General features: G+C 45.2%; 14 protein-coding genes. 7 read left to right on the plus strand and 7 right to left on the minus strand.

What is annotated here, in order from left to right; all coding sequences use genetic code 11:
- Positions 1 to 67: 67 nt before the first annotated feature.
- On the minus strand, positions 68 to 331 hold the full coding sequence (locus tag AC6R05_RS15200) for a DUF1289 domain-containing protein (RefSeq protein ID WP_500647893.1): 264 nt from the start codon (positions 329 to 331) through the stop codon (positions 68 to 70).
- A gap of 177 nt (positions 332 to 508) precedes the next feature.
- Between AC6R05_RS15200 and AC6R05_RS15205 the strand changes: the two genes are divergently transcribed.
- The 5 genes from AC6R05_RS15205 (at position 509) to AC6R05_RS15225 (ending at position 5317) form a co-directional block, all read left to right on the plus strand.
- The gene (locus tag AC6R05_RS15205) at positions 509 to 955 is read left to right on the plus strand and encodes an META domain-containing protein (RefSeq protein ID WP_032552150.1); all 447 of its coding nucleotides are present in this window, start codon (positions 509 to 511) and stop codon (positions 953 to 955) included.
- Between the two features lie 269 nt (positions 956 to 1224).
- Positions 1225 to 2388 (plus strand): ABC transporter substrate-binding protein, encoded by a 1164-nt coding sequence (locus tag AC6R05_RS15210; protein ID WP_500647894.1) that lies wholly within the window; start codon positions 1225 to 1227, stop codon positions 2386 to 2388.
- 5 nt (positions 2389 to 2393) lie between these two features.
- A complete protein-coding gene (locus tag AC6R05_RS15215; protein ID WP_500647953.1) occupies positions 2394 to 4094 on the plus strand; it encodes an ABC transporter permease in 1701 nt (566 codons plus the stop codon).
- Positions 4060 to 4710 carry an ATP-binding cassette domain-containing protein gene (locus tag AC6R05_RS15220; protein ID WP_152468976.1) on the plus strand — a complete coding sequence of 217 codons (651 nt, stop codon included), beginning with the start codon at positions 4060 to 4062 and terminating at the stop codon, positions 4708 to 4710. Before AC6R05_RS15215 ends, AC6R05_RS15220 begins: the two co-directional genes overlap by 35 nt.
- Positions 4700 to 5317, plus strand: a complete 618-nt coding sequence (locus AC6R05_RS15225) for a CDP-alcohol phosphatidyltransferase family protein (RefSeq protein WP_032552147.1) — start codon at positions 4700 to 4702, stop codon at positions 5315 to 5317. The genes AC6R05_RS15220 and AC6R05_RS15225 overlap by 11 nt, the downstream gene beginning before the upstream one ends.
- Before the next feature lie 90 nt (positions 5318 to 5407).
- Here the strand turns inward: AC6R05_RS15225 and AC6R05_RS15230 are convergent, their stop codons facing one another.
- The 4 genes from AC6R05_RS15230 to AC6R05_RS15245 form a co-directional block, all read right to left on the minus strand.
- Positions 5408 to 6355, minus strand: coding sequence for a class I SAM-dependent methyltransferase (locus AC6R05_RS15230; RefSeq protein WP_500647895.1), 948 nt, complete (start codon positions 6353 to 6355; stop codon positions 5408 to 5410).
- A gap of 8 nt (positions 6356 to 6363) precedes the next feature.
- Positions 6364 to 7062, minus strand: coding sequence for a TIGR01621 family pseudouridine synthase (locus AC6R05_RS15235; protein WP_500647896.1), 699 nt, complete (start codon positions 7060 to 7062; stop codon positions 6364 to 6366).
- A 131-nt stretch (positions 7063 to 7193) separates the two neighbouring features.
- Positions 7194 to 8810 carry a methyl-accepting chemotaxis protein gene (locus AC6R05_RS15240; RefSeq protein ID WP_500647897.1) on the minus strand — a complete coding sequence of 539 codons (1617 nt, stop codon included), beginning with the start codon at positions 8808 to 8810 and terminating at the stop codon, positions 7194 to 7196.
- Between the two features lie 194 nt (positions 8811 to 9004).
- On the minus strand, positions 9005 to 10438 hold the full coding sequence (locus AC6R05_RS15245) for a sodium-dependent transporter (protein ID WP_032552142.1): 1434 nt from the start codon (positions 10436 to 10438) through the stop codon (positions 9005 to 9007).
- 366 nt (positions 10439 to 10804) lie between these two features.
- On the opposite strand from AC6R05_RS15245, the gene cls reads away from it, so the two are divergent.
- Entirely contained in the window at positions 10805 to 12259 is a 1455-nt protein-coding gene (gene cls, locus AC6R05_RS15250) for a cardiolipin synthase (RefSeq protein ID WP_032552141.1), read from the plus strand.
- A gap of 147 nt (positions 12260 to 12406) precedes the next feature.
- A complete protein-coding gene (locus AC6R05_RS15255) occupies positions 12407 to 13591 on the plus strand; it encodes a cystathionine beta-lyase (protein ID WP_500647898.1) in 1185 nt (394 codons plus the stop codon).
- A gap of 87 nt (positions 13592 to 13678) precedes the next feature.
- Here the strand turns inward: AC6R05_RS15255 and AC6R05_RS15260 are convergent, their stop codons facing one another.
- Together AC6R05_RS15260 and AC6R05_RS15265 are read right to left on the minus strand one after the other, a co-directional pair.
- Positions 13679 to 14149, minus strand: a complete 471-nt coding sequence (locus tag AC6R05_RS15260) for a hypothetical protein (RefSeq protein ID WP_500647899.1) — start codon at positions 14147 to 14149, stop codon at positions 13679 to 13681.
- A complete protein-coding gene (locus AC6R05_RS15265; RefSeq protein ID WP_500647900.1) occupies positions 14140 to 15024 on the minus strand; it encodes a winged helix-turn-helix domain-containing protein in 885 nt (294 codons plus the stop codon). The genes AC6R05_RS15260 and AC6R05_RS15265 overlap by 10 nt, the downstream gene beginning before the upstream one ends.
- Positions 15025 to 15088: the final 64 nt, after the last annotated feature.

A 15088-nucleotide genomic window follows, 5' to 3' on the forward strand; every position in this document is an offset into this window, starting at 1 on the left:
TCTCTTTAATATTACACCTGCCGGCCGATGTAAAGAGTTTGTTAAAAACAGACTGTATGACTCGCAATTATCCGAAAAGATCTTGTTGCGGGCTCACAGAGTCTTCTGGTAATTGTTCTGGTTTAGATCCATTGTTCAACTGTGCAAGGCGTTTTCTTCTATATCTCTGTCGACATAGTTTGATCACGTGTAACTGCTGAGCGGGTGTCATCGACATCCAATTAAACCGCTCTTCCCGTTTTCGCATACAGCCATTGCAATAGCCTTTTTCATCCGTTGAACATACTCCCACACAGGGGCTTGGAACTTGAAAAAACTCTAACTGCTCCACGACTCCTCCTGAGTACTCTATGTGCCTGATACTATGATTATTAAATCATCGAACCCAACGAAAACATACTAAACTATGACCGTATACTGACACATATAGCGTTTTGTTAACTATACTTTTCACCAATCAAGTTACACATCTTTGGTAACTTCGTTTATTCCTTTGGAGCCATATTATATGAAGTTTAGTTCAAAAAAATTACTAGCAGTAACCGCTTTGCCTATCATGCTTGCTGCATGTACAACAACGGGTGATGACGCAATGCAAGTAACAGCTACCGATCTACAGCACCATAATTGGGAACTGGCACAAATCGACGGCAAAGACATTGAGAAAAGCGAACATCAAGCAGCACCTCGTCTAGAGATCGGTGAGAAACTAACAGCTAACGGTATTGCTGGCTGTAATAATTTCTTTGGTCAGGGTGAACTGAAAGACGGTCAATTCCGCATCAAACAGATGGGCATGACAATGAAGATGTGTCACGGTGCAGCAATGGACATTGAGCAGTCTGTATCTGCAACACTTGCTGAATGGAGCGACGTAACTCTAACTAAAGATACGTTAGTACTTAAGAACGACGTACACACTCTGACTTACACACTAAGTGATTGGAAAAACTAATCCTAACAATGTGATGAACAAGTTTTCTAAAGGAGCCATTTGGCTCCTTTTTTCGTATCTGAGGGGTATTTCTAAATCATTTGAAAAATTCACGATTTATTCTGTAATTATTTAGCCAAAAACACGGTCATAGATAAGGTCACATAATTCGATGAGTAATCCTTTGAATTTACTATTGAATTAGAAATTATTTCAGAAACAGATAGAATAACCTTAAGGAAGTAACAAATGCACTGCCCTCGCCCGTTCACTAAGATATGGAAAAGTTTATGAACAAATTAGTTAGTACGATTGGATTACTGGCCACAACAGCCTACAGCGCAACACTTTATGCAGACAGCACGAACTCGCAAGAGTGGAGCCAAATTGAACGTGAAGCCGAAGGACAAACTGTCTATTTTCACGCTTGGGGTGGTAGCCAAGAGATCAATCGCTATATCCAATGGGCAGGCAAACAACTGCAACAAAACCATGGTGTGACACTTAAGCACGTTAAGGTAACCGACATCGCAGAGACGACCACCCGCCTAATCGCAGAAAAAGCCGCGGGTAAAAACAGCGGTGGTAGCGTCGATATGGTCTGGATCAACGGTGAAAACTTCCGTTCAATGAAAGACAACGCTCTACTATTTGGCCCATTCACTGAAACGCTGCCGAATTGGCAATATGTCGATAAATCTCTACCAATCGATGTTGATTTCTCAGAACCTACTGAGGGTTTAGAAGCACCTTGGGGTGTTGGACAACTGGTCTTTATTCACGACCAAGAAACACTCAACAACCCACCGCACTCTTTCTCTGAAATGTTGAGCTACGCGCAAGCGTATCCAAACCGCTTAAGCTACCCTCGTCCACCAGAGTTTCATGGCACCAGCTTCGTGAAGTCGCTTCTTATTGAACTGACTAAAAACGACCCAGCACTGTCTAAACCTGTTGATGAGAAAACCTTCCAGGCTATCACTCAGCCACTGTGGGCGTACCTTGATGAATTCCATAAAGTCGCGTGGCGAGGTGGAAAACAGTTCCCTGCGGGTACTTCTGAAAGCATCCAGCTTCTTGATGATGGTCAGATCGACTTAGCGATCACCTTCAACCCGAATGCAGTTTTCTCAGCGCAAGCCAACGGTACACTAGCAGAGAGCACCAAGGCATTTGCTTTCGAAAGTGGCGCTCTATCGAACATCCACTTCTTAGCTATTCCTTGGAATGCCAATGCCTCTGCAGGCGCACAAGTAGCTATTAACTACCTACTGAGCCCAGAAGCACAATCGCGTAAAGGCGACCTTAACATCTGGGGCGACCCATCTGTGTTAAGCAGCAAATACCTAACAGGAAGCGCGCGTAATACTCAGCAGTTCAAGTCGGTAGATGAGCCACACCCAAGCTGGCAAACCGCACTCGAGTCTGAGTGGTTAAAACGCTACGGTAACTAAGTTTGATTCTTCACGCTCTATATTTTGTTGTTATAGCGGTGTGCATCATCCCAACTATCCCTGGGGTAGTTGGGGTTATTGCTTCATCTCTCAGTTATATCCCTCCATTGGGTTTAGAACAGTTTTCAATCGTAGGTTTCCAGCAAGTTTTTGCGTGGGAAGGCGTTTACCACTCTATCGGGCTCACTCTGAGTTCAGCAGTGATCAGTAGCTACCTTGCCTGCTTTCTGACCTTCTGTATTCTCCAAGCAACGTGGGACAAACCGTTCTGGCGTAAAATAGAACTCACGTTGTCACCTATGTTAGCGATTCCTCATGTCGCCTTTGCCATCGGATTCGCCTTTCTGTTTAGCCCAAGCGGTCTTGGCATGCGTGCCCTGCAAGGTTTCTTAGGGGAACCATCAACGAATACTGAGCTGGCGTTACTGGTGAAAGACCCGTATGCACTTGGATTGATCGTGATGTTGGCATTGAAGGAGATTCCATTCTTATTGTTAATGAGTATCTCTATTCTGCAACAATTAGATGTTCCTAAAATCACCAAAGTGAGTGCTTCGCTAGGCTACAGTCGTTCACAGATTTGGTGGAAATGTGTTTTCCCACAATGGTTCAACAAATTGCGCTTCCCTATGCTGGCAGTGCTTGCTTACAGCTTGTCAGTGGTTGATATCGCGCTCATTATCGGTCCAACAAACCCACCAACTTTTGCGGTATTAGTGTGGCAATGGTTTAACGACCCAGACCTCAACTTGCTACCAAGAGCGGCGGCTGGGGCGATTGTTCTCTTTGGTTTAGCAAGCCTACTTATTGCGTTTGCTCGATTAGTTGAATGGGCCGTTCTTAAGTATTTCCGAAGCTGGCAGGTATCAGGTCGTCGTGGTGTCGCTCTACCTGGACGTAGCCTGTTCTCTTTCTTGGCAGTGCTAACAGCCGTCATGTTTCCATTGATGTTGCTATGGAGTGTCGCTCAACGTTGGCGCTTTCCTGACCTTCTGCCAAGCCGCTACAGTACCCGCTTTTGGGAATACGAGTGGGATGCGATCACTGGAACCATTAGCACCAGCCTCTGGATTGCAATTATTTCTGCGACTATCGCCTTAGTACTTGCCCTCATTGCTCATGAATATCGTATTAAGCATCGCTGGCAGGTTCCGGGATATATTATCGCGATTCCAATGCTTATCCCTCAACTATCTGTACTGTTTGGATTGCAGGTTACCACTCTCTACCTCAATAGCACCGCTTATGAGTTTTGGGTAATTTGGTCGCATGTGTTTTTTGCTTTTCCCTTCGTCTACCTGTCATTGGACGGCCCTTGGCGCAGTTTCGAACCTGGCTTGATCAAAGCGGCGCTCAGCCTTGGAAAATCACCACTTCAAAGCTGGCTCACGGTTAAATTACCGATTCTGTTACCAGCAATGGTTTTTGCATGGGCTGTCGGCATTAGTGTTAGCCTTGCTCAGTATTTACCAACCTTGATGTTAGGTGCAGGTAGAATCAGTACCATCACCACAGAAGCGGTTGCACTAACCAGCGGATTTGATCGTCGGGTCACTGCGATTTACGCCATTTGGCAAGCCTTGTTGCCTCTGTTCTTTTTCTCTTTTGCGATTCTTATCAGCCACTTACAGGTGAAGTATCGCCGTCTTTCATTCAAAGGTTTATTGCCTAATGAGTCTATCTCTCAACGACCTCGCCATCCATAAGCTCGATGGAAGCGAGTTATTCTCATCGCTCAGTCTTCATTTAGAATCCGGCGAAGTGCTGGCATTAATGGGGCCAAGTGGCTGTGGCAAGTCGACTCTGCTCGACGTGATCGCAGGTCACCTTAGCAACGAGTTTGAATACACAGGACAAGTCCACGTCAACGACATGCGAATTGATCAAATCGCTCCGCACCAACGTGAGGTGGGAATCCTGTTTCAAGACGATCTGCTCTTCCCTCACCTAAAGGTTTGGGAAAATCTGGCCTTTGCACTACCAAACAGTATCAAAGGAAAAGAGCGCCAACAGAGAGCGCTAGATGCGCTAAAAGACATCGAACTGACACGACTTGCCGACTCTTTCCCAGACCAAATTTCTGGGGGCCAGCGAGCCCGAGTAAGTCTGACGAGAATGTTGCTCGCCAAACCGAAAGTTGCATTGTTGGACGAACCCTTCAGTAAACTCGATCCTGAGCTACGTGTTCAATTTCGTGATTGGGTATTTGAGCAACTCAGCAAAGCGAACATTCCGACATTAATGGTGACCCATGATGAAGCGGATATTCCACCGGCAGCGCGAGTACTGAATTGGCCATGGAGCACCGAGAATGCTAGATAAATATTCCATCAAGGTCATTCGCTGGCCGTTAACTCAATCCGCTAAAGTTCTAAACAGCGCTGGCGTCACTGCGAATCAAACTACGTTTTTCGGCTTTTTGATTGGCTGTTTAGCCTTCCCGTCGCTTGCTTTTCAACAGTATGATTTGGCACTGCTATTTGTGGTATTAAATCGTATCTGCGATGGGCTTGATGGCGCACTTGCTCGTATCCAGGGTATTACCGATGCTGGTGGGTTTCTCGACATCAGCCTCGATTTCTTGTTCTACTCCTTAATACCGTTTGGCTTTGTGATTGCTAACCCAGACGCCAATGCCGTCGCAGGCGCCTTTCTGATTTTCTCTTTCATCGGCACAGGCAGCAGTTTCTTAGCCTTCGCGGTTATGGCGGGTAAGCAAGGGATCGAGAACCCTGTCTATAAGCATAAATCTTTGTACTACATGTCTGGATTGACTGAGGGAACAGAAACCATCGCTTGTTTCATTGCGTTTTGTATTTGGCCACAACACTTTGCCGTCATTGCTTATGCGTTTGGCGCGGCGTGTTGGCTCACCACATTTATGCGAATCTACTTCGGCTTTCAAACTCTTAACAACGTCAAAGCCTAAGGCACTTCGATTCGACTAATATCGAATTCATAAAAAAGCGCCGCGTTACTATGAAGTAATGCGGCGCTTTCAATTGATCATGCCTAATGATTATTCTGCAGATTCTAACTTGAAACGGAGTACTTTCAGGCTTGAATCAGCATCAACATCCACAAACTCAGGTGGGTTCGGTAAACGTTCTAGATATTTAACATTTGGCGCTTCTTCCGCCATAGTATCAATCAAGAAGTTTGGTGAAACCATTGGAGAGTTCACACAAGCAATCACTTCTCCACCCTCTTTAAGAAGCTCAGGCAGACGACGCAGAATTCTCTTATAGTCTTTTGTCAGTGCAAAGCTGCCCTTTTGGAAAGATGGTGGATCAATAATCACTAATTCGTACGGGCCACCTTTCTTGATTTTTCCCCAGCATTTGAAGATATCGTATCCAAGGAAGTTCACTGAGCGCATGTCATGTTCATTGAGGCGATGGTTGTCACGACCTTTGCTCAACGAACCGCGTGACATATCTACGTTAAGGCATTGACGCGCACCACCCGCTAGAGCGGCTACAGAGAAGCCACAGGTGTAAGCAAACAGGTTTAATACGTTCTTACCTTTAGAGTTCTCTTGAACCCACTGACGGCCGTTACGCATGTCCAAGAACAGACCGAAGTTCTGGTTGCGACCGATATTCAACTGATACTTAAGACCGTGCTCAACAACCACTGGCGATGAGTCTAGCTCTCCCCAAATCACTTCTGATGGGCTGCCTTCAGCATAGCGATGTTGAAGCACAACACTCATGCCCTGCTTCTGTTGCCAAATTGGCTGCTCCGTCAATTTAAGAAGCCCATCTTTCAAGCTTGATAAAAACTCTTCATCAACCTGTTTGAAAATGTTCACTAACAGCTGACCATCAACCCAATCACACGTTAATTGCTCTAGGCCTGGCCAAAATTTACCACGGCCATGAAAAATACGACGTAGCTCGTTAGGTACTTCGTTTAGCTGTTGTTCGATATGTTCAAAAAATACCGGTAAAGCAGATGCTTCCATTATATCTCTCACTTAATGTTTAGCTTTGGCCACGCCAGTGACCAAGGTTCAAGCCAAGTATCCAAACCTGTCGATACCGTCTCTTGCGACCATTTTTGACCAAGAGACTGGTGTGATCTCGGGTCACACACGTATTGATATGCTTGCGATTGATAGGTAAATCGGATCGCAAACGCATGCAAGTAGCCGCGATCAGATTGACTTGAAGAATTATAAATTGGGTCGCCAACGATCGCCGAACCTATCGACTTCATCGCTACACGAATTTGATGAGTTCGCCCTGTGTATGGCTTACAAAGCAGGAGCCTTTCACCCGGCTCAGCCGCTGCCGATAAAAACTGAGTCACCGCTGGGTTTTCTTTACTGTTAATCAGCTTCCAGCTTGAACGTCGAGAACGCTCCATATCACCCACAATCAGGCCTTGCTTCTTTTTAGGCTTCTTTGAACCGATCGCAAGGTAGTACTTTTCAACCTCTCGGTTAGCAAACAACTGAGACAACTCACTCGCCGCAGCCGCGTTTTTTGCTAACAACAGTATTCCAGAGGTCATTTTGTCTAAGCGGTGCACCAGATAAAGCTTTTCAATGTCTAGTGATGTCGCGACCTCTTGAAGAAGCATGGTATCACCATCATCTTTATGGACGCTGACGCCTGGATGTTTATTGATAAGTAAAAAATCTGAGTGGTTTACAAGAATGTCGAACATGAAAAGGCTTACTCCGTAATCGAGCTAGAAGTATACCTTGTCCCACACTAGATACCAGTAATGAAAAAGCCCACGACTGAATGTTCAACAGTCGTGGGCTCAATAATGCCTTACCGCATCTTTACCATGGTTTAAGCAAGTTTAAACTGACCAAGTAAGGTTTCCAGCTCTTTAACCTTAGCGTTTAGGCTCATCGTACTCTCAGAGCTGCGTGTCGCAAGCTGCAGAGAAGACTCTGAGATATCGCTGATCGCTGTAATATCCGCTGCAATCTCTTTGGTCACTGCAGTCTGCTCTTCCGCCGCTGTCGCAATTGAGTTAACCATACTTTGTACATTGGCTGCTCCGTTCACAATCGCTTCCAGTGCTTGAACCGCGCCAGAGCTTTGCTCAACGCCAATATCTACTAAACGACAGTTGTCTTGAGTGTATGTAACCGCTTCTTGTGTACCTGATTGAATCGCTTGAATGATACCTGACACTTCTTGTGTTGCTTTGGTAGTACGTTCAGCAAGCGCTCGTACCTCGTCCGCAACGACCGCAAAGCCACGGCCAAATTCACCTGCACGCGCCGCCTCGATTGCAGCGTTCAATGCCAATAAGTTAGTCTGTTCTGCGATGTCTTCAATTACTTTGATGACACTGCCAATCTGTTCACCATGAGAGCCAAGCGTGTTCATTTGCTCCGACATCTCGCCCATTTGAGCAGACACTTGTTGAATACTCGCCACCATTTCCACAATCACAGAGCGGCCGTCTTCTGCTGAAGTTTCCGAGCGTCGCGCTTCTTCATAGGTAGATGTACCCTGTTGGGCAACTTCTGAAATCGTTAGACTGAGCTCTTCTGCCGCGGTGGCAATCAAAGTCGCTTTGTCTGCTTGTGCGGACGCACCTGAAACGATGTCTTGGCTAATCGACGAAAGCTCACCACTTGCCGATTGCACTTGATTCGTTACAGACGAGATAGAACTAATCAAACCAACGAGCGATTTCTGCATCTGGTTGATCGATTGGCCAAGGTGTGCCAATTCGTCATCCGAATCGTCAACAATGTCTTCTGCTGTCAAATCACCACTCGCAACTTTACGTGCCACCTGTTCCACTTTGGTTAGGCGACTGGTAATCGAGTTCGACAATAGGTAAGCAATCACTACACCCGCCGCAATGGAAATGGCAGTTAGGATTATGATCATACGTTCCATTGCTGTAAATGAGTCTGTCAAAGCAAGCAACGCTTTGTCAGTTTGCACTTCTTCGGCCATCGAAGCTTCATCAAGCAGAGCTTCAATCGACACTAAATATTGTTCATAGAGCGCACGCAAATCACGGATATTATCCAAGAACGCAACTTCCTGATTCACCTTAGGTGCAATTTGATTTTCAAACGCAGTATTGAACTCTTTCATCAGGTTCTCAACGCGTTCAATTCGACGGTAGTCAGGTGTACCCACGCTCTCTAGTGCTTTAACCTTATTAACCGCTTCGAAAAACTGCCCTTTGTTTGCACGGTAGTCATTAAGTGCGCCATTAACATGCGTCACAGCACCCATTGCATCTCGGTAAACGTCTGCAGTCTCATCGACCAATACAAGATAGTTCACTAGCTCAGGCACGTCATCCATGCGGATCTCGTCAGCCACTCGATGTGAGCCCGTAACCTCGATCCAAACAAACGCAACCAATACAATCATTAGCGCCAATATAGAGCTAAAGCCTGCATACAATTTTTTTCTTACAGACAGTTTCACATTTCACCTTCCTAAGGGAGTCAATATTCACTTCGCATATTGTTATGCTTGAATATATATCGACTGACATACGAATAACTTTAGAAAAAACCGTACGAAAAACCCTATAAACAAGAAAAGGTTAAAAATAAAGCAAAAAAAACGAGAGTCCTAAGACTCTCGCTTTCTATTGGTTTTGGCTTTGAAGACCGCGATTACAATTTCTTAGAAATTAACGCTGAGCCTGCAATGATACCGATACCTAATAGCATGATTGCACCCTTACCGCTGTCGAAGCCAGAAGAGATACCCATGAATGCAACGATTGCGATTGCTACTGGGATTACAAACTTAACTAGTGTGTACCATAGACCGAATAGTGGGAAAGATACTTCACCGTCGTTAGTGATTTCTTTCTCTAGGTCTGCACGGTTTAGTCTCCAACCAGCGAAGATACATACCAACATACCGCCAACAGCTAGGAAGATCTTATCTGTTAGTAGGTCGAAGATATCAAATGCACCTGTGTCGAACAGTGTTGGACCAACGCCACCTAGAGATAGAGAAGCGAAGATACATAGTGCAGCCATTACAACACTTGCAGAGATAACAGCTGTTACACGCTTCATGCCTTTCTCATCGATTAGGTAAGAAACCACAACCTCAAGTAGAGAAACAGAAGATGTTAGAGCCGCAACACTTAGACCGATGAAGAACATAAGTGCAAATAGAAGACCAATTACGCCGCCCATTTCAGCAAATAGCTGAGGAACAACTACGAATACTAGACCAGGACCTGCTGCTGGTTCCATGCCGAATGCGAACATTGCTGGGAACATTGCAACACCAGCTAGGATAGCAACACCTGTATCCATTGCTGTAACCATAGCAGTAGTTTGAACTAGGTTCTCTTTCTTCTTAAGGTAAGAACCATAAGTCAACATACAACCCATACCTAGAGATAGTGAGAAGAATGCTTGACCAAGTGCAGCTAGGATTACGTTGCTGTCTACCTTAGAAAAATCAGGGCTGAATAGGAACTCAAGACCAGCCATAGAACCAGGAAGAGTCAGACCTTTGATCGATACCACGATAAGGATCAGGAATAGCAGTGGCATTAGAACCTTACCCGCTTTCTCGATACCGCCCGAGATACCTTTCATAACGATAACAACGTTAAGAAGAAGGTATAGACCCATCCACATTAGTGGTTGAACTGGGTTAGAGATGAAACCACCGAAGCTGTCACCGATTGCTTCAGGTGCGTCTAGAAGACCACCAGCAATCTTACCGATGTAAGCAATAGACCAGCCGCCTACTACAGGGTAGAAACCCATGATAAGTAGACCACTCACTACGCCGATAACACCAGCGAACGTCCAACGACGGTCAGTTGATTTAAATGCACCTACTGCTGATTTTTGCGTATGACGGCCAATAGCAAATTCAGTCAGCATCACACTGAAACCGATGAAAATTACGAAGAATAGGTAGATTGCAACGAAGGCACCGCCGCCGCTCTCACCTGCTGTGTATGGGAACTTCCAAATATTACCTAGACCAACAGCAGAACCTGCTGCAGCCATTACGAATCCTAATTTCGAACCCCAGGTATCACGAGGTGTTGTGGTTGTATTACTAGTAGCCACTTTAACTCCAAAATTTGTATGTTGTGTAATGTTGTGTTTGCTTTGGGTGGCGTCTTATAAAAAGAAGGTGTAAATCTTCGTTTACATCCTAAAAAATTTGATTGACGCTCGTTGTATAGCAAGTAAACCAGTTTAAGATTAAAATTGGAAGCCCGAACCGTACATATTTCGTTACCAATGTAAAATATTATGGTTAAATGCCGACTTTTCATACAAAACAATCGTTTTCGTCTTAAGTTAACTAAAACTTAACAACTTTACTCTATTTACAGCCTTTACTCTATTTTGTAAATAGTTGTTCTGTAAAATTCCCAAATTGTCAAAATAGCATTACTATCTAAGTGTCTCTTTTTTCGAGTATTAGATGTGGAAAAGCTCTATCATTTCTTAACTTTGGCCGCCGTTGTGCTCTATTGGGTGCTGGTTGCGGGTGTAACGCTTCGAGTGGTGCTGAAAAGGCGCTCGGTGAGCGTATCTTTGTCATGGCTACTCGTTATCTATATCGTCCCAATTGTGGGAGTTGCCTGTTATTTCCTTTTCGGTGAGTTGAATCTGGGAAGAAAAAGAGCAGAACGTGCCCAGCGTATGTTTACCCCTTTCGGTGATTGGTTCCGTCAATTGGACCACTGCCAAGTGCACCTGCCTGGCAAAGTTGGGTCGCCAATCCACAAAATCGATGAACTCTGTAACAACCGTATGGGTATTCCTGCATTAAGTGGCAATACGCTCTCTTTGCAGTCGTCTCCCAACGAGATCTTACATTCGATCATTGAAGACATCGAAAACGCCCAAACCAGTATCAAAATGGTCTTCTATATCTGGCACCCGGGCGGCCTAACCGATTCCGTCGCTTCAGCGTTAATCCGTGCGGCAAAGCGCGGCGTCGATGTGAAGGTTCTACTCGATTCCGCAGGTTCTCCGCGATTCTTCAAAAGCCACTGGCTTTCTATGATGCGTGATGCTGGCGTGCAAGTCGTGCAAGCGCTTGAAGTAAGCCCTTGGCGTATGTTCCTACGACGCCTAGACCTTAGACAGCATCGTAAAATCATCGTGATTGATGAAACTGTGGCCTACACCGGCTCAATGAACATGGTCGATCCTGCCCATTTCAAACAAGGTGCAGGTGTTGGACAGTGGATTGACGTCATGGTACGAGTTACTGGTCCAACAGTGAACGTACTGTCTGCTATCCACGGTTGGGATTGGGAGGTAGAGACAGGTGAACGCATTTTGCCTGCCTTACCTGAATGCAAGGTTGATGAATCTGAAGTCAGACATCCGGTTCAAGTTGTGCCGTCTGGTCCCGGTATGCCAGAGTATCTTATTCTGCAAGTGTTGAGCATTGCGATTAACCAAGCAAATCGCTCAGTACGTATAACAACGCCTTACTTTGTACCGAGCGCAGATCTACTAGAAACCCTCAAAATGACGGCGCAACGTGGAGTCAATGTCGAGCTCGTGATCCCACACAGCAACGACTCACTCATGGTTAAATGGGCATCTCGCGCATTTTATACCGAACTGCTTGAAGCGGGCGTGAAGATCTACGAATTCTACGGTGGCTTGCTCCATACCAAGTCCGTGGTGATTGATGAGGAGTTCTGCTTAATTGGTACGGTGAACATCGATATGCGCAGTTTCTGGCTTAACTTCGAAGTAACGCTTGCCGTCGATGATGTGAGCTTTACGCGTCAACTTGCCGACCTTCAAGAGTCGTACATTGAGACTTCTCATCCCGTCAGCCTCGACAAATGGCAAGAACGAAGCCTTCAATCGCGCTTCTTTGAGCGTCTATTTTACCTCTTCAATCCATTACTCTAGGTTTTGATTCCTCTCGATAATTTCTTCCATAGACCCTTTTTCACTAAAGGGTCTAGTTAATTCCTAAAAACTCTTTAACTTCCCTTGCTTTCGTACCCAATGGCATGTTTTAAATAAAGGATAATAGATTGATAAGGAATTCAGAGTATGTCCGAAAGCAAAACAACAAAACTGATCACAGCGGGCCGCGATAAAAAGTGGACCAACGGTGTGGTTAACCCACCCGTTCAACGTGCATCAACTGTTGTATTTGATACGGTTGCAGAAAAACACAAAGCAACCGTAAACCGTGCCAACAAAACTCTATTCTATGGCCGTAGAGGCACTAATACCCACTTTGCTTTCCAAGACGCGATGGTCGATCTTGAAGGCGGCGCTGGCTGTGCGCTTTATCCTTGTGGTACTGCGGCAATTTCTAATGCCATCCTCTCATTCGTAGAAACGGGCGATCACATTCTAATGGTCGATACTTGTTACGAGCCAACGCGTGACTTTTGTGACACCATCATGAAAAAGATGGGTGTAGAGACCACTTACTACGAGCCAACCATCGGTGAGGGTATTAAAGATCTTATTCAGCCGAATACTAAGATACTATTTACCGAGTCTCCGGGTTCCATCACCATGGAAGTTCAAGATATTCCAACTCTGGCTCGTATTGCTCATCAACACGATATCATCGTTATGCTCGACAACACTTGGGCTGCGGGTGTTAACTTCTCGCCATTTGAGTACGGTGTGGACATCTCAATTCAAGCTGCGACCAAATACATTGTCGGTCACTCAGATGTGATGCTAGGCACTGCTGTCGCCAATGAAAAACACTGGGATCAGTTGCGTGAGCAGAGCTACCTGATGGGACAATGCGTATCTCCGGATGATGCTTACCTAGGTTTGCGTGGTATCCGAACATTGGATGTGCGCCTGCGTCAGCACGCCGAGAACAGCTTAAAAGTCGCTCAGTGGCTACAAAGTCGTCCAGAAGTGGACCATGTACGTCACCCTGCACTAGAAAGTTGCCCAGGCCATGAGTTCTTCAAGCGTGATTTCACCGGTGGTAATGGCCTGTTTTCGTTTGTACTTAAAACAAGCTACCCACGTGCTACAACTGCGTTGTTAGATGGCATGAAACACTTCAGTATGGGTTACTCATGGGGTGGGTTTGAAAGCTTGATTCTTGCGAACGAGCCAAAGAGCTTTGATAGCCTGCGTACCGTTGCGAATCCGAAATTTGAAGGGACACTGGTTCGTCTGCACATTGGCCTTGAAGACGTCGATGACTTGATTGCAGACCTTGAAACTGGCTTTGAGCGCTACAACGCGCTTCTTTAGACTACTGATACAAACTCAGCATTAACTAAAAGGCAGCCACTTGGCTGCCTTTTTCGTTTTCTATCTAACTACTTTTCAATCACTTGATTAATTCACTTGGTAGCAAATCGAATTGAAGATCTCTGAGCGGTTATCATTAAACAGATAAAGGTAATCATCCACCACTTGATAGTTGTAATCGATAGTGATGCCTTGATACTCACTGTATTCGGCGTTGATTACTGGGTCAGGGTGCTTCGTCGCAGTGCGAACATCAGCAATGGTCATTGATAATCGGTCGCCCTGTTGCTTGTAATATCCGTTATACAGATTCTCTACCACATGGCTTGAATCATCTTTCCCCGTAATGGTGACGAACTCTTTAATACTGAATGTCTCATCCGACTGGAACGTGAAGATCATCCGTTCATAGAGTGACTGATAAGGCTCAAAGGCTCTAGAAAGAAAGTCGGTTTTCATGGTCTTACAGTGCCAGCGACTACCAGAAAGCGACTCTTTCTCCAACGTAAAGCTCATACCCGCGGCAAATATCAATACTGCTAAAACTATTATCCGCATAGGTAATCTCTCGTTGCTACATACTTTTTGAACGAATCAAACGATGTTTTAAGATCGAATACCGATACGATGTAATTGAATGCTTGTCCGTTTCCTTTCTGTACGAACATACTCAAAGCATCATTCTCTGGCTCGTCAACCGAAGGGTAGATTCGGACAAAAACACTCAGTTGACAGTGCTTAGGTAACATTGTTGTTAGAGCGAGCTCAAGTTCATCAATCGAGTAACGTTCCTTTCTCACGACATGAAGGTAATGGTGGTTGCTGTTATCAACATAACTGGACGAATACTCTGCTTGGTCGGCAAAGTAAGGCAGTGAAGAATCAAATACTCGATATAGGTTAAACGCGATAACAACGGCACAAAGCGCGGCAATGAAATAGAAGCCGAAGTTGAAGGCTCGGCCACCTTGAACCAATGAAGGCTTGGCGTTAGAACTCAATTTGTCTTGCTTCGCTTTGAGCACTTGTTGAGAGTCTTCACCAGAAGACATCTCTGTCTCCTGCTCAGAATTGCTTTCAACAACCATCTCAGATGCGTGTTGAGTTTCGATAGCAGTCAGTGAAGAGACTTCGAGTGAATAACCTGTTTTACTCACCGTTCGAATAGAGGCACAGTCACATGTCACTTTTGCGAGTGTTTTTCGCAGCTTTGATACTACGTTGGTCAGCGCTTGTTCAGAAACAATGACATCGCCCCAGCACTCTTTGAAGATCACACTGCGCTCAACGCAATCACCTACGTTTTGCAACAAAAAAACAAAGACTTTGCCTTCAAGTGGAGAGAGCGTTTCGATGTCACCATCATTGAAGTGAAACTGCCTACGTAGTGGATCATAGGTTGCCTCACATATTTGATAATTCTGTCTTTTCACATTCTTTTATAAATCTATGTCACTGGCCGCATATAATATTGAAAAGTATAGAAAAGACTAGTCT

The organism is Vibrio sp. R11-SG3-ISO9 (assembly GCF_059834255.1).

Coding starts and splice junctions, on each gene's coding strand:
- AC6R05_RS15205 (WP_032552150.1), top strand. CDS start 509: ATGAAGTTTAGTTCAAAAAAATTACTAGCAGTAACCGCTTTGCCTATC.
- AC6R05_RS15210 (WP_500647894.1), top strand. CDS start 1,225: ATGAACAAATTAGTTAGTACGATTGGATTACTGGCCACAACAGCCTAC.
- AC6R05_RS15220 (WP_152468976.1), top strand. CDS start 4,060: ATGAGTCTATCTCTCAACGACCTCGCCATCCATAAGCTCGATGGAAGC.
- AC6R05_RS15225 (WP_032552147.1), top strand. CDS start 4,700: ATGCTAGATAAATATTCCATCAAGGTCATTCGCTGGCCGTTAACTCAA.
- AC6R05_RS15230 (WP_500647895.1), bottom strand. CDS start 6,355: ATGGAAGCATCTGCTTTACCGGTATTTTTTGAACATATCGAACAACAG.
- AC6R05_RS15235 (WP_500647896.1), bottom strand. CDS start 7,062: ATGTTCGACATTCTTGTAAACCACTCAGATTTTTTACTTATCAATAAA.
- AC6R05_RS15255 (WP_500647898.1), top strand. CDS start 12,407: ATGTCCGAAAGCAAAACAACAAAACTGATCACAGCGGGCCGCGATAAA.
- AC6R05_RS15260 (WP_500647899.1), bottom strand. CDS start 14,149: ATGCGGATAATAGTTTTAGCAGTATTGATATTTGCCGCGGGTATGAGC.